This window comes from Pseudomonas sp. R1-15 (assembly GCF_051132085.1).
In the GTDB taxonomy this organism is placed as follows: Bacteria; Pseudomonadota; Gammaproteobacteria; order Pseudomonadales; family Pseudomonadaceae; genus Aquipseudomonas.
The window spans coordinates 1,759,100-1,784,443 of the sequence record NZ_CP071660.1 but is presented as its reverse complement, the minus strand read 5'-3'; the positions used below and the strand labels follow the sequence as shown (position 1 = coordinate 1,784,443).

Genomic DNA, 25,344 nt, shown 5'->3' with positions numbered 1-25,344 from the left:
CGCAGCACTCGATTTCACGGGCATTTTATTCTTGTGGGAAATATTACCGGAACAGTTTAGAAGTGTACTGGGACAGTTGCCAGATTACTTGACAGCACAGTGCAGTGACACCCCAAACTGTACCCATTCTTCGCAATCTCAGGCCCAAAAAAACCCGGCGCCTTGGCAGGGGCCGGGTTTTCCAGTGACGCAACCCTCAGCGGGCGGCGCCTAGCTGGCCTTTCTCGTCGGAAAAGACGATTTCCACACGACGGTTCTGGGCCCGGCCACGCTCGGAAGCGTTGACGTCCACCGGGTATTGATCGCCGTAGCCTTCGACCTGAATGCGTTTTTCATCGATTCCCAGGTCCACCAGCACGTCCGCAACCGCCTGCGCGCGATCACGGGACAGCTTGAGGTTCTCCTGCTTGCCGCCGGTGCTGTCGGTATAGCCCTCGATACGCACCACGCGCTTGGGATTGAGCTGCAGGAACTGCACGATCTTGAGTACCACGCGGTTGGCCGAGTTCTTCAGTTCCGCTTCGCCGGTGTCGAACAGCACGTCACCCAGGGTCATCACCAAGCCGCGATCAGTCTGGGTGGTGGCCATCGCCATGATCTGTTCTTCCAGCCACTTGCCTTGCTGCTGGACGCTCAGCAACTTGGATTCGCGCAAGGCCAATTGCAGGCGCTGGCGTTCCAGCTCAAGCTTCGCCGCGCGCTCTTCGTTGAGCAACTGATTGCTGTGTTCCCGCGCGATCTCGCTGTAGCGCTGGCTCAGGTAAGCGTAATGCTGGACATCCTCGCCGCTGCCCCAATAGCTGGACAGGCGATCGGCCCGGGCCAGGGATTCGCCGGCGCGGATGACATCCTTGGGCGCGGCGCGCAGGACATTGGCGTCTTCCTTGACCTTCTGGAAGCTGGCACTGGCCTGTTCCAGCGCCGCTTCGCTACGCTGCCCGGCGCAGCCATACAAACTGGCGAGACCCGCGAGGACCAGGCTGCCACATACATGGGACGGCTTCATTGGGCATCATCCCTCAACTGTTTGCGCAAGCGCTTGATTCGAGTATCGAGCACGTTCAACTGCTCCTGGCGCTTGAGACTGAGCACCTTCGCTTCGGCCAGGCGCGCGTCCAGCTCGGCCTGCTCGGCGCGCATGCGTGCCTTCTTGTAGGATTCGTCGGCCATGTTGCTCTTGGCGCGGGCGAATTTTTCTTCGGCGAGTTTAAGTTCAGGCACGTCATCGGCGGTGGCGCCCACCGCATGGGCTTGCTCGATGGCCTGTTCAGTCAGGCGCAGCTGTTCATTCGGCGCCGGATCGGCTGCACAACCCGCCAGAGCCAGAACGGCCAGGGCAGCGAAAAGAGGTCGAATAGTCACTAATGTTCCCTACTGTTTTGGGGCGCTGACAGGTGGCTGCAACTGTGTTCTCCAACGCTCCAGATTGCGCTGCAACACAGCCTCCGTCAGGCCGGACGCGGCCAATTCTGTCATCTTTTGCGCCAGCTGTCCGCGCAACCATGGGTCGTTGCAGGCGGAGTTATGGGAAATCGCGAGGAACAATCCCGGTTTATCCACCGGTTGCGGTGCCGCCTGCAGATCATTGGCCATCCCCAATGTCTGCGCCATCGCCATGCCCGAGTAGCGTCCTGCCAAGACATATTCCACTTCACCCAGCAGCAATTTCTGAAAGGCCTGGGTCAGGTTGGGCGTCCGGGTCAGGGTTAGGTTCCGCTCGGCAAAGACGCTGAATCCCTGGGTCATTCGGGCCTTCTCCGACAAGGCTCCGGGATGTCCGTGAAGGTCCTCGGGCCGGGTGATGAGCAACGTCGAATCCTTGCGGGTCCAGACCAGGTAATCATTTTCCAGCAAGGCCGGATGCACGTAATCGAGGCTTTCCAGCCCGTTCGTGGTCAGCGGAGCATCGGTGAGCAGGTCCATGCGCCCGCTGCGCACCTCGTCCAATGCCTGGGCACGCTTGCCGGCGTAGAGCAGCTCGATCTTGATCCCCAGCGCCTTAGCCACCTGCTCCAGCAGTTCGGCGCCAGCGCCGATCAGGTGCTTGGGGTCCTGGGGGTCTTGCCAAAGATAAGGCGGCGCATCGGGGCTGCCAGTGGCGACCAGACGCTCACATTTGCCAGCGGCGACAGACAGGCCTGGCATGCAAGCCAATGTCCACAACAACGACCAACCGGCCAAACGGCGAAGATCCATGGCGCTACGCTCCCCGGAAGCAGAAATAAAAAAACCCGGCCAAAGGCCGGGCTCTTTATAAGTGAAGACGCCGGATTAGACCAGCTTCTCCAGCTCGGGGATGGCTTCGAACAGGTCAGCCACCAGGCCATAATCGGCCACCTGGAAGATCGGCGCTTCTTCGTCCTTGTTGATCGCAACGATCACCTTGGAGTCTTTCATGCCGGCCAGGTGCTGGATCGCGCCGGAGATACCGACGGCGATGTACAGCTGTGGCGCAACGATCTTGCCGGTCTGGCCGACCTGCATGTCGTTGGGCACAAAACCTGCGTCGACCGCGGCGCGGGAAGCGCCGACGGCAGCGCCCAGCTTGTCGGCCAGGGCGTACAGGTGCTTGAAGTTGTCACCGTTCTGCATGCCGCGACCGCCGGAAACGACGATCTTGGCAGCGGTCAGCTCAGGGCGATCGGATTTCGCCAGTTCTTCGTTGACGAAGCTGGAGATGCCGGCGTCATGAGCAGCGCCTACCGCTTCAACGGCAGCCGAGCCACCTTCGGCGGCAACCGGGTCGAAACCGGTGGCGCGCACGGTGATGACCTTGATCGCAGCGGTCGATTGTACGGTGGCGATGGCGTTGCCAGCGTAGATCGGGCGCTTGAAAGTATCGGCGCTCTCCACCGAGATGATTTCGGAGATCTGGTCGACGTCCAGTGCGGCAGCCACGCGCGGCAGGATGTTCTTGCCGTTGGAGGTAGCGGCAGCCAGGATGTGGCTGTAGCCCTTGCCCAGCTCGGCCACCAGCGGAGCAACGTTTTCCGGCAGCTGATGTGCGTAGGCGGCGTTGTCGGCCGACAGTACTTTTGCCACGCCGGCAATTTTAGCAGCAGCTTCGGCAACGGCACTTGCGCCCTGCCCGGCCACCAGCACGTGCACATCGCCACCGATTTTGGCCGCGGCAGCAACGGTGTTCAGCGTGGCCGGAGCCAGCGCCTTGTTATCGTGTTCGGCGATTACCAAGATAGTCATAGTCAGATTACCTTCGCTTCGTTTTTCAGTTTCTCGACCAGTTCAGCCACCGACTTGACCTTGATGCCCGCGCTGCGTGCAGCCGGCGCTTCGACCTTCAGGGTCTTGTTGGTGGAGGCGGTGGAAACGCCCAAAGCATCCGGAGTCAGCACTTCAAGCGGCTTCTTCTTGGCTTTCATGATGTTTGGCAGGGACGCATAACGCGGCTCGTTCAAACGCAGGTCGGTGGTGACAATGGCCGGCAGTTTCAGGGAAACCGTCTGCGCGCCGCCGTCGATCTCGCGGGTCACGGCAACGCTGTCGCCGGACACTTCGACTTTCGAAGCGAAGGTGCCCTGGCCGTAGCCGCTCAACGCAGCAAGCATCTGGCCAGTCTGGTTGTTGTCGCTGTCGATGGCCTGTTTGCCGAGGATCACCAGCTGTGGCTGTTCCTTGTCGACAACGGCTTTCAACAGTTTGGCAACGGCCAGGGAAGTCAGCTCTTCGGCGGATTCGACGAGGATGGCGCGATCGGCACCCAGCGCCAGCGCAGTACGCAGTTGCTCCTGGGCGGTGGTCGGGCCGATGGAGACGACAACGATCTCGGTCGCCACGCCTTTTTCTTTCAGGCGTACGGCTTCTTCCACGGCGATTTCGCAGAAGGGGTTCATCGACATCTTGACGTTGGCGAGGTCGACGCCGGAGTTGTCCGCCTTGACGCGAACCTTGACGTTATAGTCGACCACTCGTTTGACAGCTACAAGAACCTTCATGGATTCCTCGTTACTCTCCGGTGAAAAGAAAGTCGCCTGGGCGAACCTGGCGGTTGATGATCATGGGCGCAAGGGCACCTCTAAAAACGCCGGCATGAACCACACATGACCTTGCTCACGGGAGTGAAGACCATTCGTCAGTGATGACCGATGAGTCATTCATTATCGCGGCGTGTAAACTGCGCGTCCGAACCGCGCACCTCGTCACTTTGTGCTGCCTTCGCCCTGTCTTTAGAGGTGCTCTTGAAACCAACAGTCAGCCTACGGCGAGCGCAAAACCGCCCGTATCTTGACCGGAACGCCTATTCCGGTCAATACGGCAAAATGGTCGGTCATAAGCCGTACGTCAGTGATTTATCTGGGCTGCGGCAATTTCAAACGAACGTTTGTATTGGACCCCAAGAGTGGTGTAGATATAATGCGCCGCTCAGAGAGAGAAGCGCGGGTCATCCATTGCCGCTTTCGTCGCGCGGCGAAGGAAATAACGGATGCAACGCCAAACCTCCAATTAGAAAAAACTGTTGAGCCTTGAGTAGGAGATAGCCTGTGGAACGCGAATACATGGAATTCGACGTGGTCATCGTCGGCGCCGGCCCCGCTGGCCTGTCTGCCGCTTGCCGACTGAAACAGAAGGCCGCCGAAGCCGGTAAGGAAATCAGCGTCTGCGTGGTCGAAAAAGGCTCCGAGGTCGGTGCGCACATTCTCTCCGGCGCGGTGTTCGAACCGCGTGCCCTGAACGAACTGTTCCCGGACTGGAAAGAACTCGGCGCGCCGTTGAACACGCCGGTCGTGCGCGATGACATTTATGTCCTGCGAAACGCCGAGGCGGCGAGCAAAATCCCCGACTTCTTTGTGCCCAAGACCATGCACAACGAAGGCAACTATATTATTTCCCTGGGCAACCTGTGCCGCTGGCTGGCCCAGCAGGCCGAGAACCTGGGCGTGGAAATCTACCCTGGCTTCGCCGCCCAGGAAGCGCTGTTCGATGAAAACGGCGTGGTTCGCGGCATCATCACCGGCGACCTGGGTGTCGACCGTGAAGGCAACCCGAAGGAAGGCCTCTACACCCCAGGCATGGAACTGCGTGGCAAGTACACGCTGTTCGCCGAAGGCTGCCGTGGTCACATCGGCAAGCAACTGATCAAGCGCTTCAACCTGGACAGCGAGGCCGACACCCAGCACTACGGCATCGGTCTGAAAGAGATCTGGGAAATCGACCCGGCCAAGCATCAGCCTGGCCTGGTGGTGCACACCGCCGGTTGGCCGCTAGACATCATGGGCACCGAAAACACCGGCGGCTCGTTCCTTTATCACCTGGAAAACAATCAGGTGGTGGTCGGTCTGATCGTCGATCTTTCCTACAGCAACACCTTTCTGTCGCCGTTCGACGAGTTCCAGCGCCTCAAGCATCACCCGGTGCTCAAGCAGTATCTGGAAGGTGGCAAGCGCGTCAGTTACGGTGCTCGCGCCATCGCCAAGGGCGGCCTGAATTCGTTGCCGAAAATGATCTTCAAGGGCGGCGCGCTGATCGGTTGCGACCTCGGTACGTTGAACTTCGCCAAGATCAAGGGCAGCCACACCGCAATGAAGTCGGGCATGCTCGCCGCCGAAGCAGTGGCTGATCGCCTGTTCGCCGAGTCCGAAGGCGGTGACGAACTGACCGCCTATGTTGATGGCTTCAAGAGCAGCTGGCTGTACGAAGAACTGTTCGCCAGTCGCAACTTCGGCGCAGCGATCCACAAGTACGGCGCGATCGTCGGCGGCGGCTTCAACTGGCTCGACCAGAACATCTTCGGCGGCAAGATTCCGTTCACCCTGCGCGATACCAAGCCGGACTATGCGTGCCTGAAACTGGCGGCCGATTGCAAGAAGATCGACTACCCGAAACCGGACGGCAAGATCAGCTTCGACAAGCTCAGTTCGGTGTTCATCTCCGGTACCAACCATGAAGAAGAACAGCCTTGCCACCTGAAGCTGACCGACCCGAGCATCCCGATCGGCAAGAACCTGCCACTGTATGACGAACCGGCCCAGCGCTACTGCCCGGCCGGCGTATACGAAGTGATCACCAAGGAAGACGGTGAGAAGCGCTTCCAGATCAACGCCCAGAACTGCGTTCACTGCAAGACCTGCGACATCAAGGACCCTGCACAGAACATCACCTGGGTCACGCCGGAAGGCGCCGGCGGACCGACCTACCCGAACATGTAAGCCGATCCGCTGAACATCAAGGCTCCCGAATGGGGGCCTTTTTGTTGCCTGCCATCAAAAAACACCCCAACACCATGCGTGACGGCCGTCAGACCTTGGCGCCCAGCTCCGCCGACAGCCGCGCGGTGACGCCTTTGACCAGGGGAATCAGCTCGGCCATCTTTTCCAGCGGCATGTACGGCACGGTGCTGGCGATGCTGATACCGGCGACGATACGCTTGCCGGCGTCGCGGATCGGTGCCGCCACGCAACGAATCGACGGTTCGTTGTCTTCGAGGTCGAAGGCATAGCCGCCTGCTACGTATTCCACCATTCGTTGCTGGAACTGCTCCCAGGATTGCTCCTGATGCTGGGGCCAGAACTGATTCTTCCCACCCGCTGGAAGGCTGATCTCGTACAGCCTTTTCCATTGCTCCTGGGAGTCATCGAGCATCAGTGCCTTGCCGATCCCGGTGCGCGCGAGCGGCATGCGGTGGCCCACCCGTGAGCGCATTTCCGGTCCGTTGCGGCCCGGATTTTTCAACAGGTACAGGACCTCGTCGCCCTCGCGAATCGCCAGGTGGACGGTGTCTCCGGTGAGCGCCGACAGCTCGTCCAGGTACGGCCCCGCCAGGCTCACCAACGGCAGTTCTTCCCGCGCCTGGAAACCCAGCTCGATCAGCTTCGGCCCCAGCAGATAGCCCACTTGCGGCACCACACGCAGATAACGCTCGTCCACCAGGCAACTGGCGAGGCGATGGGTGGTGCTGCGGGTGGTGCCGATCAGCCGGGCGATTTCCTTCAAGTCACGGGCGCCGCTGGCGACCGCCTGGACCACGCCCAGGCCACGCAGCAATGTCTGGGTGCCTGTAGGCGCGGCGTCCTTGATGATTTTTGGATCGTCTTGCTGCATATCCGGCCTTTCACAATGAGCGGGGGAACGGGCGGCATTATGGTCGCCCGCCCCTCGGGACTACAACTCGATGCGCTCCACTTTCCCGACCAGCAGGATGTAGGACAGCGCGCCAATCAACGCCAGAACGGCGATGTAGGTGATGGCCGGGGCAAACGAATCGCCGCTGGCGAGAAAACCAATGACGATCGGCGTGGCGATGGCCGCCAGGTTGCCGATGAAATTGAACACCCCACCGGTCAATCCCAACAGCCGTGCCGGCGCCAGAGTCGATACCAGCGACCAGGTGATCGACGCCAGGCCGTTGCCGAAAAAGGCCAGGGCCAGGAATGCAATCACCAGCGGCGTCGACTCGACGAAATTGGCGCCGATGATTGCCGTGGAAATCAACAGACCACCGATAATCGGCAGCTTGCGCGCGAACCCCACTGTGGCGCCGCGACGGATCAGCCAGTCGGAGAAGAACCCGGAACACAACACGCCGACAAACGCCGCGAGAAACGGCAGCGACGCCAGCAAGCCGGACTTGATGAAGTCCATGCCGCGATATTTCACCAGGTAGGTCGGAAACCACGTCAGGAAGAACCACAGCGTGGAGTTGAGGCAGAACTGGCCCAGGTAAATCCCCCAGAGCTTGCGCTGGGTCAGGACGATGCCGAGATCGGTCCAGCTGAATTTCGCCTTGGCCTTGGCCGTCTCGGCCTGGATATCCACCAGCCCGCCGCCTTCGCGGATCAGTTCGATTTCAGCGGCGTTGGCGCCTTTGAAATCCCGCGGCTCGCGATACACCGCGTACCAGATCACCGCCCAGAGAATGCCGACGGCACCGGTCACGACGAACACCATGTGCCAGCCGAAGGCATGCTGCAGCCAGGCCAGGACCGGCGTCAGGAATGCCAGGCCGACAAATTGCCCGGACGTATAAAAACCGATTGCCGTGGCCCGTTCACGCTCGGGAAACCAAGTGGTGACCACGCGGCTGTTGATCGGATAAGCCGGCGCTTCCAGGGCGCCGACGGCCATGCGCAGGACAAACAGCGCGATGAAGCTGGCAGCGAAACCGAGCATCACCGTGGCCACCGACCAGAGCAGCAGCGCCACGCTGTAGAGAATGCGTGGCGGCACGCGGTCCACCAGCCAGCCACCGGGAATCTGCATGGCGGCGTAGGTCCAGCCGAACGCCGAGAAAATCAGCCCGACATGGATCGGATCGATCCCCAGTTCGCTGGTCAGTGCGGGGGCGGCAATCGAGAGGTTGCTGCGGTCCAGGTAATTGATCACCACGGTGATGAACAGCAGGACCATGATGAAAAAACGCTTGCGGCTGGGCGTCACCAACGACGCCTGCGCGCTAAGGGTGTGCGCTTGCATGTGAGGTGCCTCTTTTTATGTTTATTGAGGGTGAAACTCTTGAGCGGTCACATCACTACCGTGGCGAGGGAGCTTGCTCCCGCTGGGCTGCGTAGCAGCCCCTGGGTTTATGCGTTGATGCTTGTGCGACTGCTGCGCAGCCGAGCGGGAGCAAGCTCCCTCGCCACGGGGAAAGTGGACGGCCAGGCATTCACCACTCGGCAAAACTGCCATCGGCATGGCGCCAGATCGGGTTGCGCCAGCGGTGGCCGATGGCCGCGCGCTCGATGACGTATTCCTCGTTGATCTCGATGCCCAGGCCCGGGCCGTTGGGGATCTTCACGAAGCCTTTGTCATAGTCGAACACCTGCGGATCCTTGATGTAATCCAGCAAGTCGTTGCTCTCGTTGTAATGGATACCCAGGCTCTGCTCCTGGATGAACGCGTTGTAGCAAACCGCGTCCAGCTGCAGGCACGCCGCCAGCGCGATCGGGCCCAGCGGGCAGTGCAACGCCAGCGCCACGTCATAGGCCTCGGCCATGTTGGCGATCTTGCGGGTTTCGGTGATGCCGCCGGCGTGGGAGGCATCCGGCTGGATGATGTCCACGTAGCCTTCGCTGAGCACCCGCTTGAAGTCCCAGCGCGAGAACAACCGTTCGCCCAAGGCGATCGGCGTGCTGGTCAGTGGTGCCAGTTCCTTGAGCGCTTCGTAGTTTTCGCTGAGCACCGGCTCCTCGATGAACATCAGCTTGTAAGGGTCGAGCTCCTTCATCAGCACCTTGGCCATCGGCTTGTGCACGCGGCCATGGAAGTCCACGCCAATGCCGACGTTCGGCCCGACCGCATCGCGCACCGCCGCCACGTTGGCCAGGGCCAGGTCGACTTTTTCAAACGTGTCGAGAAATTGCAGCTCCTCGGTGCCGTTCATCTTCACCGCAGTGAAGCCCCGTGCAACGGCTTCTTTCGCCGCTCGGGCGGTGTCCGCCGGGCGGTCGCCGCCGATCCACGAATAGACGCGGATCTTGTCGCGCACCTGGCCGCCCAGCAGATCGCTGACCGACACGCCCAAGGCCTTGCCCTTGATGTCCCATAACGCCTGATCGATACCGGCCAGCGCGCTCATGTGAATGGCACCACCGCGGTAGAAACCGCCGCGATAGAGCACGGTCCAGATGTCCTCGATGTTGCGTGGGTCTTTGCCGATCAGGTAGTCGGACAATTCCTCGACGGCGGCCGCCACCGTGTGGGCACGGCCTTCGACCACCGGCTCGCCCCAACCCGTCACGCCCTCGTCGGTCTCGACCTTGAGGAAGCACCAGCGCGGCGGAACGATAAAGGTGGTCAACTTGGTGATTTTCATCTTCTTGTCTCTCTTGTCGGATGCAGCGCGCGGGGCGCTGGGAAAGTCTTCAGCTCAAAGCGTTCCATGCGGCCACGTAGGCCTTGGCGCGCACCGCCACTTCGTCCACTGTCAGGCCCGGCTTGAACAGCCCGGAACCGAGGCCGAAACCCTTGACGCCAGCCTCGATGAACACCGCCATGTTGTCCGGCGTGATCCCGCCCACCGGCACCAGCACGGTCCCGGCCGGCAACACCGCAAGCCAGGCCTTCACCACTGCCGGGCCCATCTGCTCGGCCGGAAACATCTTCAACACATGAGCACCCTCGGCCAGCGCAGCGAAGGCTTCGGTGGGCGTGGCGACGCCGGGCGACAGGTACAGGCCCGCCGCTTTCGCCGCGCGCAGCACCTTCGGATCGCTGTGGGGCATGACGATCACCTGGCCGCCAGCCGCTTTCACCTGCTCGACCTGCTCCGGTGTGAGCACGGTGCCGGCACCGATCAGGCAATCGGCGGGCAACGTGCTGCGCAGGATGCGGATACTTTCGTACGGCTCAGGAGAATTGAGCGGTACTTCGATGACGCGAAATCCGGCGTCATAAAGGACTTCGCCGATAGCGGCCGCCTCTTCGGGACGTAGGCCGCGCAAGATCGCGATCAGCCCGTTTTGCGCCAGTGCTTGGGTGAGCATTTCAAGTCTCCAGTGAGGTTTAGCGCGATGCGGTGGAATCGAGCAGCCCGGCCGCCACGGCCAGTTGCCACAGCCCGCGTTCGGTGGCCTGTTCGGCCAGGGTCACGCGGGCGAACCCGCAGGCGTCGAGAGCCCGTTGATAGCGGGCACATAGTTGAGAGTTGCCGATCAGCACCACCGTTGGCAGATGCACGCTGTTGCGTCGCTGCCGCTGCACGGCGGCCAGGGCGGTCAGTTCATGGCCGATGAGCAGGCCGGAAAGATAGTCGGCCTGGGCGCTGGCACCGAGTTCGCCGGTCAAGCCCAGACTGCGGGCGCTGAATACCGTGGACAGCGGGCCGATCTGGCCGTCTACCGACAGCGCTACCTGCACGCCACGATCAAACGCCGCGCCGTCGAACGCCACACCGCGTTGCTGGGTGCGGCCGAGAATGCTGTGGTCGCTGAGCACGGCGAAGATCTCGCCGGTCATGAAGGTGTCGAAATGCACGATGCAGCCATCGGCCACTTCCACCCATTTCGAATGGCTGCCCGGCAGGCCGATCAGCACCGCTTCGTTCGGCAGGCTGGCCAACGCACCGAGCACCTGGGTTTCTTCGCCGCGCATGACATTGGGCAGCCGGGAACGTTGGATCACTCCCGGCACAATGTGCACATCGACTCCGCGAAGACTGCGGATGACCTGTAGGGAATGTCCGAGGTTGGCGACGTTTGCCGGCGTGTCGCAGTAAGGCGCTTCACGCCAGCCCTGGGCGCTGCCGACCATGCCACAAGCGATGACGGGCAAACCTGGCTGCGCATCGAGCCAGTCGCCGCAGGCTTCATCGAAGGCCAGTTCGAAACCGTTGTTGCACTCCTGGCCGGCGACCGTGCGCGGCCCGGACGGCAACTGCATGATCCCCGACGACAGCGAACGCTGTTCGAGCACCTCGCCTCCAGCGGCAAGTTTGTAAGCTCGTAATGAGGTGGTACCCCAATCGAGCGCTATCAATTGCGCCTGCATCCGCTTCACCTGTTTTGTTTATTGGCAGTGAGTGAAGCGGACTATAAACCCGAGCGCTGGAAAATCTCAATATATAAATATCACTCCCATATATTGGGATATAGAAGCGTCCCGCAAAACCATCGCTATCTGCATGAGACCCTGCTACGTTTTTTGACCGGACGCCAAACATCAGGGACAAAAAATGGAACACTCACTGAAGATCCTCGGCCGTACCTCTTCGATCAACGTCAGAAAGGTACTCTGGACCTGTCAGGAACTGGACATCCCTTACGAACGCGAAGATTGGGGTATCGGCTTTGCGTCGACCCATGATCCGGCATTCCTGGCCCTCAACCCCAACGCCCAGGTGCCGGTGATCATTGATGAGAACGGCGTGCTCTGGGAGTCGAACACTATTTGCCGCTACCTGGTGGGCAAGCATGGGCGCGCCGATTTGTTGCCCATCGAACCTGCCGCCCGCGCGCGCGTCGAGCAGTGGATGGACTGGCAAGCCACGGAGCTCAATCCGTCGTGGGGGGATGCGTTTTATGGGTTGGTGCGCAAACATCCGGATTTCCAGGACCCACAGCTCATCGCTGCCGGGGTTAAAGGCTGGAACGAGAAGATGGGGTTGCTCGAGCAGCAGTTGAATCACACCGGCGCCTATGTGGCCGGCGCGAAATTTTCCCTGGCGGACGTGCTTATCGGCCTGTCCGCGCACCGCTGGCGCCAGACGCCCATGGAGCGTCCGGACTATCCAGCCGTGGCCGCCTATTGCAAGCGGCTCGAACAGCGTCCGGGATTTGCCGAATACGCGTCCAGCGCCTACTCGTAAGCCTTAATTGCCGTTAGCGAAATCCCGCAGCACCTTGCCATCCATGCGGTAGCGCACCCACTCTTCCTGGGGTTGCGCGCCGAGGGATTTGTAGAATTCGATGGCCGGGGTGTTCCAATCCAGGACGCTCCACTCGAAGCGACCGCAGTCGTTGTCGCAGGCGATCTTCGCCAGATGCCGCAACAACGTCTTGCCCGCCCCGCCGCCGCGTTGTTCGGGAGTGATATAGAGGTCTTCGAGGTACAGGCAATTGCTGCCCAGCCAGGTGGAGTAACTGAAGAAAAACACCGCGAAACCGATCGGCACGCCATCACGCAGGCACATCAACCCATGGGCGGTTGCGCCTTCGCTGAACAGGCTGCGCTCGATATCGGTAACGCTGGCGATGACTTCGTGGCGGGCTTTTTCGTAATCGGCAAGCTCAGTGATGAAGGCAAGGATTTGCGGCGCATCGCTGGGTTGCGCAGGACGGATCTCGATCGACATGAACGGGCCTTGTAGCCAATTGAAAGCACCATACTAAGCCGCTGCGCGGCGCTCGTCACATCTTCTGAAGACAACTTTCACAGTACCGTTCGTCGCCCTCAAGGCACCATCCCCGCTCCCGCGCGGCCAAAAATCAGGCAAGCATTCCTAAAACGGAGGCTACACAATGATCAGTTCCAGGCTGACTGCGTTCACATTTGCCGCTTTGTTGTCCTCGGCGGCTTTCGCGGCCACGACTTCAGGGACCGGCCCGACCGATCCGGTACAGGCACCGAACTCGCCCGCCACCCAAGGCTTGCCCAAGCTGAATACCGATGGCACCGGCGGCACCTTGAACAATGGCCAGCCGCCCGCCACGGGCACCGATCCACGGGTCCAGGGTAATGACACCGGTCGCCAGGGTGGCATGAACACCCCGGACTCCACCGCTCCAGATAACGCCGACACCGGCGTAGGTTCGAAAACCACGACCGGCGGCTCCGGTTCGGAAGGTGGTGCCAACCAATAGCCTGGCTCGCAGGTGACTCTGCTCACACACCGGAGGAGGAACAGTTCATGCCTCGTGGAAGCAAAGACAAATACACCGACAAGCAAAAGCGCAAGGCCGAGCACATCGAAGAGAGTTATGAGCAAAAAGGCGTGCCGGAGGGCAAGGCCGAAGCTCGGGCCTGGGCGACGGTCAACAAGCAGTCCGGGGGTGGCGAACGCTCCGGTGGGTCCGGCAAGAAAAAACCCGCCGAGGCCAAGCAATCCGACCGCAAGGAATCGGCCCGGCGCGCCGTCAAGTCGCGTGAAGGCCATCCGCGCACCAGCAACGCCTCCCATGAGGCTCAGACGGTGGACAGCCTGATGAAGGAAGCCCGGGCAAAAAACATCCCAGGACGTTCGAAGATGCGCAAGCAGGAGTTGGTCGAGGCGTTGCGCAAGGCTGGGTAATTTTTGGCGTCAGCAAGAACGCCTTCGCGAGCAGGCTCGCTCCCACACTGATTCTGCGGCATCCGAGATTTCTGTGCCGAACACGAGAACCTGTGGGAGCGAGCCTGCTCGCGAAAGCGGTGGGTCCGCCAAGGAAGTGTTGGATGTGCTGACGCCTTCGCGGGCAAGCCCGCTCCCACAGGGATCTGCGGCGTGCCGTTGTTTATATGCCGGGCACAAAAACCAGTGGGAGCGAGCCTGCTCGCGAAAGCGGTGGGTCAGCTAAGGAAGTGTTGGATGTGCTGATGGCTTCGCGAGCAGGCTCGCTCCCACATAGGATCTGCGTTGCGCTGTGTTTCTGCGCCGGGCACAAACCCTGTGGGAGCGAGCTTGCTCGCGATAGCGGAAGATCAGTCGCCAGTGACCTTCAGCGCTGCTTCAACCGGTCGATCACCACCGCCAGCAACAGGATCGAACCACGGATGACGTACTGGTAGAAGGTGTCGATATTCTTCAGGTTCATCGCGTTCTCGATGATCGCGAGGATCAGTACACCGGCAATGACATGGCGAATCATGCCGATCCCGCCACTCAGCGAAACCCCGCCCAATACACAGGCCGAGATCACCGTCAGCTCGAAGCCCTGGCCGATCATCGGTTGGCCCGAGGTCATGCGCGACGCCAGGATCACACCCGCCAGCGCGCCAATCACGCCATGCACGGCGAAGATGATGATCTTCGTGCGGTCAACGTTCACCCCCGCCAGCAACGCCGCTTCCTGGTTGCCGCCGATGGCCATGGTGTTGCGCCCGTAGGTGGTGTAGTTCAACAACCAGCCGAAGAACAGGAAGCAGACAATCGTGATCAGGATCGGCACCGGCACGCCAAACAGCTGGCCGTTGCCGAACACGAAGAACGATTCCTGGGACACGCCGACCGCTTTACCGTTGGCGAAGATATACGCCAGGCCGCGAACGATCTGCATCGTCGCCAGCGTCGTGATCAACGCGTTGACCCGTAGTTTTGCAATGACGATGCCGTTGATAAGACCGACGATCAGGCCCATCACCAGCGCCGCGCTGACACCGAGGAACACGCTGTTGGTGTCGCGCATTACCACGGCAGCGACCACGCCGGCACAGGCAATCACCGAGCCCACCGACAGGTCGAAGTGCCCGGAAGCCAGGCAATAAAGCATGGTGCAGGCGGCAATGCCGGTGGTGGAAATCGCCAGGCCCAGGCCCCGCATGTTCAGCGGCGACAGGAAGTTGTCGATCATCAGGGTGCAGAGCACAAAGATGCCGATAGCCGCTAGCAGCATGACCCAGTCGTCGAGGAAGCGGCGCAGGTCGAGGGGCTTGCGTGCCGTTGGCAGTGCATTGTTTTGAATGGTCATGATTACCTCTCAGTTCGCCGCGTCGGCAACGCGTTGGCGCGGCAGCGCCAGTTGCAGCAGGTTGGATTCGTTGGCCTGGTCACGCGGCAGCTCGCCGCGCATGGCCCCTTCGCACAGCACCAGGATCCGGTCAGAAATACCCATCACTTCCATCAGGTCGCTGGACACCACGATCACGGCGATGCCATTGGCCGCCAGGTTGTGGATGATCTGGTAGATCTCGGCCTTGGCACCGATGTCGATGCCCCGTGTCGGCTCGTCCAGCAGCAGGACCTTCATCGGCATCGACAGCCAACGCCCGAGGATCGCCTTCTGCTGGTTGCCACCGGACAGGTACATGATTTTCTGGCTCGCCGCCGGGGTCTTCACTTTCAGCGACTTGATCTGCTTGTCGGCATTGCCCCGCTCCCATTCGCCGCGCAGCAGGCAGCCGAGGGTCGAATGGGACGGACGCGCGCTGATATTGATATTCTCGCCGACACTGCCCAACGGAATGATGCCTTCCTTCTTGCGGTCCTCCGGGCAGAGCAGCACGCCAGCGCCGATGGCATCCCGTGGCGAACGCAGTTTCAGTTCCTTGCCGTGCAGCACGAGACTGCCCTCGCTCTGGCGCTCCAGGCCACTGAGCAAACGAAACAGCTCGGTACGACCGGCGCCGACCAGCCCGAAGAGGCCAAGAATTTCACCCTTGTGCACCTCGAAACTCACCGGCTCGCGCAGGCCCGGCCCCAGCAGCCCCTTCACCTGCAGCGCCACATCGCCACGCTCACGCGGACGGTAGTCATAGATGTCCTGGATATCACGACCGACCATGCAGGTGACGAGTTGATCATGGGTCAACTCGCTCATGTTTTCGAAGGTCCGGACATAACGACCGTCCTTGAACACCGTCACCGCGTTACAGATTCGAAAGACTTCTTCCATCCGGTGGCTGACGTACAACACCACTTTGCCCTCGTCCCGCAGGCGGGCGATGATCGCCATCAAACGGTCGATTTCCCGCGCCGAGAGGCTGCTGGTCGGTTCGTCGAAAGCAATGACGTGGGCGCCACGGGACAAGGCCTTGGCGATTTCCACCAACTGGCGCTGGCCGAGGGACAGGCGACCGACTTTTTCCTGCGGGTCGATTTCGTCCGCCAGGCCTTTGAGCAGCGCCAACGCCTGCTGGCGCAGCACACCGCGATTGACCAGGCCGAAACGCGCCGGCAAATGGCCAAGGAACAGGTTTTCGGCGACGGTCATTTCCGGCACCAGGTGCAGCTCCTGGTGAATCACCGCCACACCGCTGCCGATGCTGTCGGCGGTGCCTTTGAACGCCATCGTCTGCTCACCGATCTGCAAGTCGCCGCTGCTCGGGATATAGGCGCCGCCAAGGATCTTGAGCAACGTGGACTTGCCCGCGCCGTTTTCACCCATCAAGGCATGAACCTGTCCTGGATGGGCGACGAAACTGATATTGGCCAGGGCCTGCACGCCGGGAAAGGTCTTGCCGATCCCGTTGAATCGCAAGCTGCCGCCAGTGTTGTGTTGCCGTGTCGCTGTTTGCGCTTGCATAACCACCTCGAACTCACAGAGATCAAGCGGCCCGGTCACGCCTGTGACCAGGGCCGCTTTTGAATCAACCAGCCGTCAATTCCACAGGCCGATCTTTTCCAGTTCCTGCTTGAAGTTCTCCCGGGTGATCAGCGTCACCTCGTCCATGGCGGTGTACTTCGGCGGCTCCTTGCCGGTGGTGATCCACTCGTACATCATTTCCGCGGTCTTGTAGCCTTCGATGTGCGGGCTTGGCAGCATCGAACCGAAGAAGCCACTATTTGGTTTCTTCAGCTCGCCGATGGCGTCGGTGCCGTTGATGCCGATACCGATCACGTTCTTGGCATTGAACCCGGCGGCTTCGGTAGCGCGCACGCCGCCCAGCACAGTATTGTCGTTCATGCCGCCGATGATCAGGGTTTTTGCGGCGCTTGGCAGCTTGACCAACGCCGAGTTGGTGGAGTCCATGCTGCCCGGCACGTCGAGGGTTTTCAGCGCCGAGAAGAGGATATGGTCTTCCGGCATACCTGCCTTCTTCAGGGCATCGACCGAACCGTCGGTGCGTTTCTTACCGGTGTCCAGCTCGTTGAAGGTGTTGATCACCGCGTAGGTTTCTTTCCAGTCCCAATTGCGTTTTTTCGCTTCGGCAGCCATCGCGGCGCCTTGTTTCTGGCCAACCTCGAACGCGGCCATGCCCAGGTACGGCACGTCTTCCATGAATTTTCCGTTGGCGTCGACGAAACGGTCGTCCACGGCGATCACCTTGAGGTCGTTGAGCTTGGCCTTGGCCATGATGGCCGGGCCCAGGGACACGTCCGGCGGGCAGATCACAAAGCCCTTGGCACCGTTGGCGGCCAGGCTGTCGATAGCGGAGAGGGTTTTCTCGCCGTCAGGCACGGCGATCTTGATCAACTGGAAGCCTTTGTCCTTGGCCGCCTTCTCGGCGAATGCCCATTCGGTCTGGAACCAGGGCTCCTCGGCCTGCTTGACCAGGAAACCGATTTTCACCGCATCGGCCGCCAGCAGGTGGCTGCTGAGACTGAACGCGGTAACCGCCAGGGCGGCGCGACACAGGGAACGGATCCCACGACGATGTTTCATAGCTGACTCCTTGTTTTTTTTATTGAAAGCCAAACGTCCAGGGATCTGCTCCACGTTGGTGGAAATGCGCAGGCTGGCCGGTCAAATCGTGTTACTGCACAGCATAGGTCTAAATAGTCATATCGTATGATGATTGGATTACAGGCGAAGTTTCCCACTGCAATCCAGAAATATTCAGTCGTGGTACATGACCGAACGTCCACCATCAATGGTGATGCATGAAGCGTTGATGAAAGGTGCTTCGTCACTGGCCAGGAACACCGCCGTCATTGCCACTTCGATCGGCTGGCCGATACGCCGTGGCGGGTGCAGATCCAGCGCACGCTGGCGTTCGGCCCGGGGATCGGTGAAGCCATTCCAGTAATCGATATTCAGCTGGGTCTCGATGTAGCCCGGCGCAATGGCATTCACCCGCACGCCTTTGGGGGCGTATTCGATGCCCAGGGCACGGGTCAGCCCGAGCAGGCCATGCTTGGCCACCGGGTAAGGGAAACAGCCGGGAATGATGTGGGACGAATGGGTCGACGCGATATTGATGATGCTGCCCACGCCCTGCTCGATCATCTGCGGCAATACGGCCTTGCAGCCATACCAGGCACCGTCCAGGTCGATGGCGAAGCAACGGCGCCAGTCTTCCTCGGTCATTTCCAGCGGATCGCGGAACACATTGACGCCAGCGCAGTTCACCAATACGTCGATGCGACCATGCAATTCAACCGCTCGCCGGGCCATGGCGTGCAGGTCCTGCTGGCTTGAAACATCGACCCTGAGTGCATGTACATCCCCACCGCGCCCACGCCAATGGGCGGCGACGGCCTCGACTTTTTCAGCCTGGATGTCGCTGATGACCAGCCGCGCCTGTTGGGAAGCAAACGCAGCAACGATTGCCTCGCCAATGCCCTGGGCAGCACCCGTCAGCAGCACGACCTTGCCTTTCAACCGATCGCCCTGCGGCGGCTCCGGCACCGGTGGCAAGCAAAGCGCTTCAGCCATGAACCTGGGCTCCCGCGGCAAGACACGAGAAAAACCGGGCACCCACGGGGGACCGGTCTAGAGACTGCATAACCGACAGTAGCTGGCGAACGCCGCTGGGGCGTTCGGGGGAAATTCGATGCATCGCTTCACCTGTTTTGTTTTTTTAAGTGTGAGTGCGTATTGCTGATGCAGCCGACTATAAACCCGACCGCCAAATAATCTCAATATATATATTTACATCCCATATTTTGGGATCTAGCCAGCAAACCTCGTACAAGCCACACCCGGCACGTCCACTCGCATCGACAGCACCGCACCGTCCAGTGGATGCCCAAGCGGACTTTGCGCACTGGTGATGTACAGCGTTCGCAGATCGTCCCCACCGAATACACAACTGGTGGGACGGCTGACCGGTAACTCGATCACCCGATCGACATGGCCGTCCGGATGCAGCCGCAGCAGGCAACTGCCATCCCAGCGGGCGTTCCAGATGTAACCTTGCGCATCCATCGCCGAGCCGTCCGGCCCGCCACGGGAATGGGGGCCGAACCAGACCTCCGCGGGCGCGAGTTTGCCGTCGGGGTAGATGAAGTGCCGATACAGCGTGTCATCGAGGCTCTCACCGAAATACACCGTCGTGCCATCGGGGCTCCATAGCAGCGTATTTGGAATGCCCAACCCGCGCAGCAGGGGCATCACTCGACCATCGCCGCCGACACGAAACAGGCCGCCGGAACGTCGCTCGATCGGCAGGTCCTCGCCCTCTTCTCCGATGTTGTTTTGCATGGTGCCCAGCCAAAGCTGGCCCAGCGCATCACAGCGCGCTTCATTGGCACGATTGCCAGGCTGGGGATCGGCCATGCACAGCAGCTTCAGGCGCGGCTCCAGCCCAGGCGAATCCAGGTCCAGTCGATAGACGCCACTGCTCAATGTCACCAACGCATCGCCGCTCTGGGTCGGGATGAAGGCGGAAACGTGTTCGGGCATCTGCCAGATCTGTACATTGGCGCCGATCAGCCGCAGCGCCTGCTTGCCGGCGATATCTACCCAATACAGCGCCTGGGTCGGCTCGTCCCAGAACGGTCCCTCGCCCAGTTTCGCCCGATGTTCCGTCACAGCCGTCCAGTTCATTGCAACCTCCCGTTCCCGGCTCGCCCGGTATTGTCTGTTCGACCGGCCATGACGTCGGGGTAGAAACGCTTGATGGCCAGGTCAGCGTTGTCGATCAGGGTCATGCAGGCCCAGACGCCGCGCGCCGCGTCGCGCTCGGCGATGGCTTCGGCGATATCCTTGTGGATCGGCAAGGTGCGCCGCAATTCGTCCGGATCGGCCGCCGACACCTCGAACGAGACCGCCAGCAACGCGCCCAGGGCCGGGACCATCTGCTCGATGAATTGATTGTGGCTGGCGGCGAGAATGCATTCATGGAAAAACTGGTCGGCAAGGTTGTAATCGGCGCCGCTGTCCACCGCCCGCTCCAGCGCATGATAAGCCAGGCGGATCGCCTGCACCTGATCAGCCGTCGCCCGTTCGCAGGCCCAGCGCACCGCCATCGGTTCGATGGTGCGCCGCAGGTCCAGCAGGTCGTCGACGAAGTTTTCCGGCAGGCCGCTGCGTGACAGCCAGCCAACCACCTGCGGGTCGAACAGGTTCCAGCGGCGCACCGGCAGTACTCGCGTGCCGACTTTCGGGCCGACTTCCAACATGCCTTTGGCCACCAGCGTCTTGATTGCCTCACGGATCACCGTGCGGCTGACGCCCAGTTGCTCGCCCAGATCTGCCTCGACCTTGATGGTTTGCCCAGGCTTGACCTGGCCGGCGGCAATCCAGCCACCCAGCCAATCGACGGTCGACGCGTGAAAACTGCTGGACATGACTACCCCGTGGGCTTTTCTTATCAGGCGCCCACGCTAATCATCATATGATTGGGTGTCAATTTGAATTTTGCATAACCACTGTGGCAGCGGGCTTGCTCGCGAAAGCGGTGGGTCTGCATAAAAAGGTGTCGACTATGCTGCCGCTTTCGCGAGCAGGCTCGCTCCCACCCAGGATTCAGGGCTCAAGACCGATGGGGAAAAACACGCCGCCGCTCCACACGCCCAGCCAGCGCTGACCATCGATCTCGCGACTCACTGCCAACTCCACCAGTTGATAGAACACGTTGCGATGAATCAGCGCTTCGAGGTTGCTGCGCACGTGCACGTACGGCGCAGGCTCCTGGGTCTGGGGGTCGATGACCACCCGCATCGGATGATCGGGGCCGGCTTCGGTGGTTTCCTCAACGTTGGTAGTAAAGCGCAGCAACTGCCCTTCCCCCTCCCCCTCGACCTCAAGGGTCACGGCCACGAACGGGGCGTCGTCGACTTTGATGCCGACTTTTTCCACAGGGGTGATCAGGAAATAATCATCGCCGTCGCGGCGAATGATGGTGGAGAACAGCTTGACCATCGGCTTGCGCCCGATCGGCGTGCCCAGGTAATACCAGGTGCCATCACGGGCGATGCGCATGTCGATGTCGCCGCAGAAGTCGGGGTTCCACAAGTGGACCGGCGGCAGGCCTTTGGTCTTCGGGATCTGTCCCAGCAGGTCATTGGCTTTTTGCGGTCCGCTCATGGTGACTCCTTGAATGTTACTGGTCGCTTATCCCCAGCAAGGTGCGGGCATATTCACGCAGTGGGGCGGCGATCAGGTCTTCTGGCTGTTTGTCGTGCAACGTCAGTAAACCGCCACGACTTTTGATACGCGCAGTATCAATCAAATACTGGGTGCTGGTCTCGATCAACATGATCTGAATGACACCGGTATCGACACCCAGTCGATCCACGGCTTCTTCGTCCAGCCATTCGTCGGTGTTGCCGATGCGGTTGTCCGCCTTGGCGAACCGGGTATAAAGCAAGTAATGAGCACCGGCGGCACGCGCTTCGCCCATCGCCTGGTCGAGGCCTTCCGGGACCCGGGCGCGACGAACCATGGGGAAATACTCGATGAAACCGTTGAACGCTTCTTCAGCCACGACATTGGGCCGCGGATAAGCGCTGCCTGGCGGAGCAAAAGCACCCTGGGCAATGTAGATGAAGGAATCCGGCTGAATGCGCAGGTTGTTCACCCGACGGCTGTCGCTATGGTCCAGCAGGCCGGCGTCGCTCATGTGATAACGAACGCCCTCCCCCATGTCGCTGACATTCATGCAGCCACCCAGCGTCAAAACGGCCAGCAGCAAAAACAGGCTACGCATCCTATCCTCCAAAAACCGGTGACGGAAAACCGGCGAATGGCCATGGGATGCAGCTTTTGCGCCAGCTCGACAATTATCCGGTTTGGAATGTCTATGGTGGGTGGAGCTTGCTCCATCACCACAAAAAGCCGCTGTTCAGCCGCCGATGATCTTCATGATGGTCGCACCACCCGAGAACGCCACTTCCTGCTTGTCCCCCAAGGCCTTGACCAACAGCCGCTGGAGCGCCGGCAATGCCTGGTGACGCGGTTTATCCAACAGATCGCCAACGTAGTGACGGTTACTCGACGACAGGCAGCCATGCAACCAGCCCGTGGAAGACAGCCGCAGCCGCGAACAGGTGCGGCAGAACGGCACGCTTTCGTTGGCGATCACACCGAAGTGCCCCAACCCCGGAATTTCGTAACGCACGGCCGTGGCATCGATCGGCGCATCGGCCTGCAGATATTCGTACTGGTCGCCAATCAGCCCCAGCAACTGCTGGAGGCTGACGAACTGTTGAAGGAACGCATTGGAATCCTTGGCCAGGTGGCCCATGCGCATCAACTCGATGAAACGCAACTCATAACCACGCTCCAGGCAGTACTGGAGCAACGGCATCACCTGGTCCAGGTTCTGCCCGCGCAACGGCACCATGTTGACCTTGATCTTCATTCCCGACGCCCGGGCCTGCTCCATGCCGTCCAGCACGGTCGCCAGGTCGCCACCACGGGCAATGCTGCGAAACGCCACGGGGTCCAGGGTGTCGAGGGAGACGTTGATACGGCGGATACCAGCGTTGACCAGTAGAGGCAGCTTCTTTGCCAGCAGTTGACCATTGGTGGTCAAGCTGATGTCCTGCAGCCCCATCTGCCCCACCGCCGTCATGAAGCTTTCCAGCTTGGGGCTGACCAGTGGCTCTCCACCGGTGATGCGCAACCGCTCGATGCCGGCGGCTTCGATCAGATAGGCCACGCCCCGCGCCATGGCCTCGGCCGACAGTTCATCCTGCGCAGCCACCAGCCGCTTGCCGTCTGGCACGCAGTAGGTACAGGCATAGTTGCAGGCTGAAGTCAGGCTGATCCGCAAATTGCGAAAACGCCTGCCTTGACGGTCAACGATCATGATCACTCCGGCGAAAGAAGAATCGGGCCCGCAAAACCTGACCTAAAAATCAGATTTCTGCAAGGCCCAAGCCTGAGTATATTCCTCGGGCAATGCGCCATGTAAGCAGACATGGCGCAATCAGACAGCTGAATGCCTCAACTGCTCGGGACGTCGGTGTCGCGCTTGCGCTTGTTGCCCATGCGCACGCCAATGTCCATCAGGAACTGGAAGAAGCCTTCCTGATCTTCAAGCACATTGCTCCAGAACGGCGAGTGATACAGCGCCACGGCGCCATGCACCAGCGCCCAGGCTGCGCAGTAATGGAAATACGGCGGCACATCTTCGAGCTTGCCTTCGCTGATCCGGCCCTTGATCAGCAGGGTCAGGCGTTCGAAGTTGGAAGCGCGGATCTTGTGCAGCTCCTCGACCATTTCCGGCACCTGGTTGCCCTTGACCACCTTCTCTTCCAGGCGATCGAACAAGCGGTAACGCTGCGGGTCGCGCATGCGGAACTCGAAATAGGCCCGGGATAGCGCTTCCTTGTCCTTGTCCACATCGGCCGAATGCAACAACTCGTTCAAATCGCGCTCGTAATCGAGCATCAGCCGCAGGTAGATCTCGGCCTTGGATTTGAAATGTTTATAGATCGTGCCTTTGCCGATACCCACGGCATCCGCAATCATCTCGACGGTGACACTGTCTTCACCCTGGTCGAGGAACAACTTGAGCGCGGTGTCGAGAATTTCCTGCTCGCGGCGACGAAACTCACGGACCTTACGGGGTTCTTTGTGCATAAGAAAAAGGTCTGAAGGGTCAAAATTCGAAGCCGGGTATTATGCCTAAATTACGCAAAAATGCACGGATCATCCATTTTCGATCAGCGTTCTGCGGAAAATCGTGCAGTCCCGACTCCTCCGTTTACCTGGCACCCTACCGTACTGGCAGGTTAACAGGACAGTGAGAACCTATCCGAAGCGAGCGTATTCCAAATTTGTTTAAAAACCGCCGCAACCACACTGGACGCATCGCCACAGTGATCAATACTTGAACTGTCGGCGTGACATCTCCCCCAAGTGACGCGCCGATAAAGGTACCAACGGACCGAGTGCCTTTGTTTACTCCTAATGGTCTTAACCCGGATTCACCCCCCAGAACCCGGGTTTTTTTTGTCCGTGATTCAGGCCCTCGGCGAACCGACATGGGCCAGGGGGAACAGGCGTTTGAAGTTTTCCGTGGTCTGCTGCGCGAACCGCTCATAGGATTCACCGCGCAACATGGCCAGGAACTCGGCCACCTCGCGCACATACTGGGGAAGGTTCGGCTTGCCGCGATAGGGTATTGGCGCCAGGTAGGGCGAATCGGTCTCCACCAGCAATCGATCGGCCGGTACTTTGCTGGCGACGTCGCGCAGGGCATCGGCATTGCGAAACGTGACAATACCGGACAGGGAGATGTAGTAACCCATGTCCAGCGCAGCCTTGGCCATGTCCCAGTCCTCGGTGAAGCAATGCAGCACGCCCGCCTGGGGCAACGCCGCGTCGCGCAGCAGACCCAGGGTGTCGGCGCGGGCACCGCGGGTGTGGATGATTACCGGCTTGCCAGTCTGACGAGCCGCTTCCAGGTGCAAGCGGAACGAAGCCTGCTGCACCTCGGCGGCCTCCGGCTCGTAGTGATAGTCGAGGCCAGTCTCGCCAATGGCCACCACCCGAGGATGGTCGAGCTCGTGCAGCAGCCAGTCCAGGGCCGGCGCGGCATCGGGCTGTACGTCCAGCGGGTGGATACCCACCGAACAATCGACATCCGCATAACGGTCGGCCAGGACCTTGACGTCGGCGGCGTTATCGGCGCTGACACCGATGCACAGGAAATGCCCGACGCCCCGTTGGCGCGCGGCATCCAGCGCGGCGTCCAGCGAACCACCATGGGCGGCAAGGTCGAGGCGATCAAGGTGACAATGGGAATCTACAAGCATATGGGCCAGCTACATCGTATGGGTAGGACGGTCGGACTTGAGGGTTCCGGCCAGGTGGGTTTCGATCTGATTGCGAGCCGAGTTATCGCCTTCGTTGAACTGCACGCCAACCCCGGCCGCCCGGTTGCCTTGGGCGCCTTTGGGGGTGAGCCAGATCACCTTGCCGGCGACCGGGATTTTCTCCGGCTCGTCCATCAGGCTCAACAGCATGAACACCTCATCGCCCAGGCGATAATTCTTGTTGGTGGGAATGAACAACCCACCGTTTCTGATGAAGGGCATGTAGGCGGCGTAGAGCACCGACTTGTCCTTGATGGTCAGGGACAGGATGCCATTGCGTGGCCCGGGGCTGACAGGTTCGTTCATGCTGATCTCCGCTGCAATTGAGC

Annotated in this window: 27 protein-coding genes; 4 read left to right on the top strand and 23 right to left on the bottom strand. The window is 60.6% G+C overall.

Annotation, left to right across the window (positions count from 1 at the left end):
- Positions 1-196: 196 nt before the first annotated feature.
- The 5 genes from J3P97_RS08130 to J3P97_RS08110 all read right to left on the bottom strand — a co-directional run bounded on the left by J3P97_RS08130 (position 197) and on the right by J3P97_RS08110 (position 3,953).
- Positions 197-1,006, bottom strand: coding sequence for an OmpA family protein (locus J3P97_RS08130; RefSeq protein WP_434569332.1), 810 nt, complete (start codon positions 1,004-1,006; stop codon positions 197-199).
- Complete coding sequence (locus J3P97_RS08125; RefSeq protein ID WP_434603286.1) at positions 1,003-1,362, bottom strand: DUF4398 domain-containing protein; 360 nt, start codon at positions 1,360-1,362, stop codon at positions 1,003-1,005. The genes J3P97_RS08130 and J3P97_RS08125 overlap by 4 nt, the downstream gene beginning before the upstream one ends.
- A gap of 9 nt (positions 1,363-1,371) precedes the next feature.
- Positions 1,372-2,196: a substrate-binding periplasmic protein gene (locus J3P97_RS08120; protein WP_434673871.1), complete on the bottom strand. Its 825-nt coding sequence runs from the start codon at positions 2,194-2,196 to the stop codon at positions 1,372-1,374.
- A 75-nt stretch (positions 2,197-2,271) separates the two neighbouring features.
- The gene (locus J3P97_RS08115; RefSeq protein WP_053123770.1) at positions 2,272-3,201 is read right to left on the bottom strand and encodes an electron transfer flavoprotein subunit alpha/FixB family protein; all 930 of its coding nucleotides are present in this window, start codon (positions 3,199-3,201) and stop codon (positions 2,272-2,274) included.
- A 2-nt stretch (positions 3,202-3,203) separates the two neighbouring features.
- A complete protein-coding gene (locus J3P97_RS08110; RefSeq protein WP_024776877.1) occupies positions 3,204-3,953 on the bottom strand; it encodes an electron transfer flavoprotein subunit beta/FixA family protein in 750 nt (249 codons plus the stop codon).
- Between the two features lie 546 nt (positions 3,954-4,499).
- On the opposite strand from J3P97_RS08110, the gene J3P97_RS08105 reads away from it, so the two are divergent.
- A complete protein-coding gene (locus tag J3P97_RS08105) occupies positions 4,500-6,164 on the top strand; it encodes an electron transfer flavoprotein-ubiquinone oxidoreductase (protein WP_434569336.1) in 1,665 nt (554 codons plus the stop codon).
- 88 nt (positions 6,165-6,252) lie between these two features.
- On the opposite strand, the gene J3P97_RS08100 is transcribed toward J3P97_RS08105, so the two are convergent.
- The 5 genes from J3P97_RS08100 to J3P97_RS08080 all read right to left on the bottom strand — a co-directional run bounded on the left by J3P97_RS08100 (position 6,253) and on the right by J3P97_RS08080 (position 11,439).
- Positions 6,253-7,056: an IclR family transcriptional regulator gene (locus J3P97_RS08100; protein WP_198797949.1), complete on the bottom strand. Its 804-nt coding sequence runs from the start codon at positions 7,054-7,056 to the stop codon at positions 6,253-6,255.
- A 60-nt stretch (positions 7,057-7,116) separates the two neighbouring features.
- Entirely contained in the window at positions 7,117-8,427 is a 1,311-nt protein-coding gene (locus J3P97_RS08095) for an MFS transporter (RefSeq protein WP_305496032.1), read from the bottom strand.
- 190 nt (positions 8,428-8,617) lie between these two features.
- Positions 8,618-9,766: a galactonate dehydratase gene (gene dgoD, locus J3P97_RS08090; RefSeq protein ID WP_003179439.1), complete on the bottom strand. Its 1,149-nt coding sequence runs from the start codon at positions 9,764-9,766 to the stop codon at positions 8,618-8,620.
- Between the two features lie 49 nt (positions 9,767-9,815).
- On the bottom strand, positions 9,816-10,436 hold the full coding sequence (locus tag J3P97_RS08085) for a 2-dehydro-3-deoxy-6-phosphogalactonate aldolase (RefSeq protein WP_434653189.1): 621 nt from the start codon (positions 10,434-10,436) through the stop codon (positions 9,816-9,818).
- A gap of 19 nt (positions 10,437-10,455) precedes the next feature.
- Entirely contained in the window at positions 10,456-11,439 is a 984-nt protein-coding gene (locus J3P97_RS08080) for a 2-dehydro-3-deoxygalactonokinase (RefSeq protein WP_434603280.1), read from the bottom strand.
- 184 nt (positions 11,440-11,623) lie between these two features.
- On the opposite strand from J3P97_RS08080, the gene J3P97_RS08075 reads away from it, so the two are divergent.
- Positions 11,624-12,256, top strand: a complete 633-nt coding sequence (locus tag J3P97_RS08075) for a glutathione S-transferase family protein (protein WP_434569339.1) — start codon at positions 11,624-11,626, stop codon at positions 12,254-12,256.
- Between the two features lie 3 nt (positions 12,257-12,259).
- On the opposite strand, the gene J3P97_RS08070 is transcribed toward J3P97_RS08075, so the two are convergent.
- Complete coding sequence (locus J3P97_RS08070) at positions 12,260-12,742, bottom strand: GNAT family N-acetyltransferase (protein WP_434569340.1); 483 nt, start codon at positions 12,740-12,742, stop codon at positions 12,260-12,262.
- 166 nt (positions 12,743-12,908) lie between these two features.
- Here J3P97_RS08070 and J3P97_RS08065 point away from each other — a divergent pair, with 166 nt between their 5' ends.
- Both J3P97_RS08065 and J3P97_RS08060 read left to right on the top strand, forming a co-directional pair.
- Positions 12,909-13,250 carry a hypothetical protein gene (locus J3P97_RS08065; protein ID WP_305496037.1) on the top strand — a complete coding sequence of 114 codons (342 nt, stop codon included), beginning with the start codon at positions 12,909-12,911 and terminating at the stop codon, positions 13,248-13,250.
- A 47-nt stretch (positions 13,251-13,297) separates the two neighbouring features.
- Positions 13,298-13,678 carry a Rho termination factor N-terminal domain-containing protein gene (locus J3P97_RS08060; RefSeq protein WP_434625143.1) on the top strand — a complete coding sequence of 127 codons (381 nt, stop codon included), beginning with the start codon at positions 13,298-13,300 and terminating at the stop codon, positions 13,676-13,678.
- Between the two features lie 406 nt (positions 13,679-14,084).
- Here the strand turns inward: J3P97_RS08060 and araH are convergent, their stop codons facing one another.
- From araH to J3P97_RS08000, 12 genes are all read right to left on the bottom strand, one after another.
- Positions 14,085-15,053, bottom strand: coding sequence for an L-arabinose ABC transporter permease AraH (araH, locus tag J3P97_RS08055; protein WP_305496039.1), 969 nt, complete (start codon positions 15,051-15,053; stop codon positions 14,085-14,087).
- Between the two features lie 9 nt (positions 15,054-15,062).
- On the bottom strand, positions 15,063-16,607 hold the full coding sequence (gene araG, locus J3P97_RS08050) for an L-arabinose ABC transporter ATP-binding protein AraG (protein WP_434673870.1): 1,545 nt from the start codon (positions 16,605-16,607) through the stop codon (positions 15,063-15,065).
- Positions 16,608-16,682: 75 nt separating this feature from the next.
- Complete coding sequence (locus tag J3P97_RS08045) at positions 16,683-17,687, bottom strand: substrate-binding domain-containing protein (protein ID WP_434673869.1); 1,005 nt, start codon at positions 17,685-17,687, stop codon at positions 16,683-16,685.
- Positions 17,688-17,861: 174 nt separating this feature from the next.
- Positions 17,862-18,680, bottom strand: coding sequence for an SDR family oxidoreductase (locus J3P97_RS08040; RefSeq protein ID WP_434673868.1), 819 nt, complete (start codon positions 18,678-18,680; stop codon positions 17,862-17,864).
- Between the two features lie 237 nt (positions 18,681-18,917).
- Complete coding sequence (locus tag J3P97_RS08035) at positions 18,918-19,793, bottom strand: SMP-30/gluconolactonase/LRE family protein (protein WP_434673867.1); 876 nt, start codon at positions 19,791-19,793, stop codon at positions 18,918-18,920.
- The gene (locus J3P97_RS08030; RefSeq protein ID WP_305496044.1) at positions 19,790-20,536 is read right to left on the bottom strand and encodes a FadR/GntR family transcriptional regulator; all 747 of its coding nucleotides are present in this window, start codon (positions 20,534-20,536) and stop codon (positions 19,790-19,792) included. Before J3P97_RS08030 ends, J3P97_RS08035 begins: the two co-directional genes overlap by 4 nt.
- A 178-nt stretch (positions 20,537-20,714) precedes the next feature.
- Positions 20,715-21,275, bottom strand: a complete 561-nt coding sequence (locus J3P97_RS08025; RefSeq protein WP_305496045.1) for a DUF1285 domain-containing protein — start codon at positions 21,273-21,275, stop codon at positions 20,715-20,717.
- A 16-nt stretch (positions 21,276-21,291) separates the two neighbouring features.
- On the bottom strand, positions 21,292-21,897 hold the full coding sequence (locus J3P97_RS08020) for a DUF4823 domain-containing protein (RefSeq protein ID WP_434569347.1): 606 nt from the start codon (positions 21,895-21,897) through the stop codon (positions 21,292-21,294).
- Positions 21,898-22,032: 135 nt separating this feature from the next.
- Positions 22,033-23,001, bottom strand: a complete 969-nt coding sequence (locus tag J3P97_RS08015; RefSeq protein ID WP_434673866.1) for a GTP 3',8-cyclase MoaA — start codon at positions 22,999-23,001, stop codon at positions 22,033-22,035.
- 137 nt (positions 23,002-23,138) lie between these two features.
- Entirely contained in the window at positions 23,139-23,777 is a 639-nt protein-coding gene (locus tag J3P97_RS08010) for a TetR/AcrR family transcriptional regulator (RefSeq protein WP_003204240.1), read from the bottom strand.
- A 383-nt stretch (positions 23,778-24,160) separates the two neighbouring features.
- On the bottom strand, positions 24,161-24,955 hold the full coding sequence (locus J3P97_RS08005) for a TatD family hydrolase (protein WP_434673865.1): 795 nt from the start codon (positions 24,953-24,955) through the stop codon (positions 24,161-24,163).
- 9 nt (positions 24,956-24,964) lie between these two features.
- On the bottom strand, positions 24,965-25,321 hold the full coding sequence (locus J3P97_RS08000) for a PilZ domain-containing protein (RefSeq protein WP_305496049.1): 357 nt from the start codon (positions 25,319-25,321) through the stop codon (positions 24,965-24,967).
- Between the last annotated feature and the right edge of the window lie 23 nt (positions 25,322-25,344).

What these genes read in the sequence shown, in the direction of transcription:
- J3P97_RS08060 (WP_434625143.1), top strand. Translation starts at nt 13,298, where the DNA reads ATGCCTCGTGGAAGCAAAGACAAATACACCGACAAGCAAAAGCGCAAG.
- J3P97_RS08000 (WP_305496049.1), bottom strand. Translation starts at nt 25,321, where the DNA reads ATGAACGAACCTGTCAGCCCCGGGCCACGCAATGGCATCCTGTCCCTG.
- J3P97_RS08130 (WP_434569332.1), bottom strand. Translation starts at nt 1,006, where the DNA reads ATGAAGCCGTCCCATGTATGTGGCAGCCTGGTCCTCGCGGGTCTCGCC.
- J3P97_RS08080 (WP_434603280.1), bottom strand. Translation starts at nt 11,439, where the DNA reads ATGCAGGCGCAATTGATAGCGCTCGATTGGGGTACCACCTCATTACGA.
- J3P97_RS08065 (WP_305496037.1), top strand. Translation starts at nt 12,909, where the DNA reads ATGATCAGTTCCAGGCTGACTGCGTTCACATTTGCCGCTTTGTTGTCC.
- J3P97_RS08110 (WP_024776877.1), bottom strand. Translation starts at nt 3,953, where the DNA reads ATGAAGGTTCTTGTAGCTGTCAAACGAGTGGTCGACTATAACGTCAAG.
- J3P97_RS08045 (WP_434673869.1), bottom strand. Translation starts at nt 17,687, where the DNA reads ATGAAACATCGTCGTGGGATCCGTTCCCTGTGTCGCGCCGCCCTGGCG.
- J3P97_RS08095 (WP_305496032.1), bottom strand. Translation starts at nt 8,427, where the DNA reads ATGCAAGCGCACACCCTTAGCGCGCAGGCGTCGTTGGTGACGCCCAGC.
- J3P97_RS08005 (WP_434673865.1), bottom strand. Translation starts at nt 24,955, where the DNA reads ATGCTTGTAGATTCCCATTGTCACCTTGATCGCCTCGACCTTGCCGCC.
- J3P97_RS08020 (WP_434569347.1), bottom strand. Translation starts at nt 21,897, where the DNA reads ATGCGTAGCCTGTTTTTGCTGCTGGCCGTTTTGACGCTGGGTGGCTGC.
- J3P97_RS08040 (WP_434673868.1), bottom strand. Translation starts at nt 18,680, where the DNA reads ATGGCTGAAGCGCTTTGCTTGCCACCGGTGCCGGAGCCGCCGCAGGGC.
- dgoD (WP_003179439.1), bottom strand. Translation starts at nt 9,766, where the DNA reads ATGAAAATCACCAAGTTGACCACCTTTATCGTTCCGCCGCGCTGGTGC.
- araG (WP_434673870.1), bottom strand. Translation starts at nt 16,607, where the DNA reads ATGCAAGCGCAAACAGCGACACGGCAACACAACACTGGCGGCAGCTTG.
- J3P97_RS08035 (WP_434673867.1), bottom strand. Translation starts at nt 19,793, where the DNA reads ATGAACTGGACGGCTGTGACGGAACATCGGGCGAAACTGGGCGAGGGA.
- J3P97_RS08085 (WP_434653189.1), bottom strand. Translation starts at nt 10,436, where the DNA reads ATGCTCACCCAAGCACTGGCGCAAAACGGGCTGATCGCGATCTTGCGC.
- J3P97_RS08070 (WP_434569340.1), bottom strand. Translation starts at nt 12,742, where the DNA reads ATGTCGATCGAGATCCGTCCTGCGCAACCCAGCGATGCGCCGCAAATC.
- J3P97_RS08100 (WP_198797949.1), bottom strand. Translation starts at nt 7,056, where the DNA reads ATGCAGCAAGACGATCCAAAAATCATCAAGGACGCCGCGCCTACAGGC.
- J3P97_RS08120 (WP_434673871.1), bottom strand. Translation starts at nt 2,196, where the DNA reads ATGGATCTTCGCCGTTTGGCCGGTTGGTCGTTGTTGTGGACATTGGCT.
- J3P97_RS08030 (WP_305496044.1), bottom strand. Translation starts at nt 20,536, where the DNA reads ATGTCCAGCAGTTTTCACGCGTCGACCGTCGATTGGCTGGGTGGCTGG.
- J3P97_RS08025 (WP_305496045.1), bottom strand. Translation starts at nt 21,275, where the DNA reads ATGAGCGGACCGCAAAAAGCCAATGACCTGCTGGGACAGATCCCGAAG.
- araH (WP_305496039.1), bottom strand. Translation starts at nt 15,053, where the DNA reads ATGACCATTCAAAACAATGCACTGCCAACGGCACGCAAGCCCCTCGAC.
- J3P97_RS08010 (WP_003204240.1), bottom strand. Translation starts at nt 23,777, where the DNA reads ATGCACAAAGAACCCCGTAAGGTCCGTGAGTTTCGTCGCCGCGAGCAG.
- J3P97_RS08115 (WP_053123770.1), bottom strand. Translation starts at nt 3,201, where the DNA reads ATGACTATCTTGGTAATCGCCGAACACGATAACAAGGCGCTGGCTCCG.
- J3P97_RS08015 (WP_434673866.1), bottom strand. Translation starts at nt 23,001, where the DNA reads ATGATCGTTGACCGTCAAGGCAGGCGTTTTCGCAATTTGCGGATCAGC.
- J3P97_RS08075 (WP_434569339.1), top strand. Translation starts at nt 11,624, where the DNA reads ATGGAACACTCACTGAAGATCCTCGGCCGTACCTCTTCGATCAACGTC.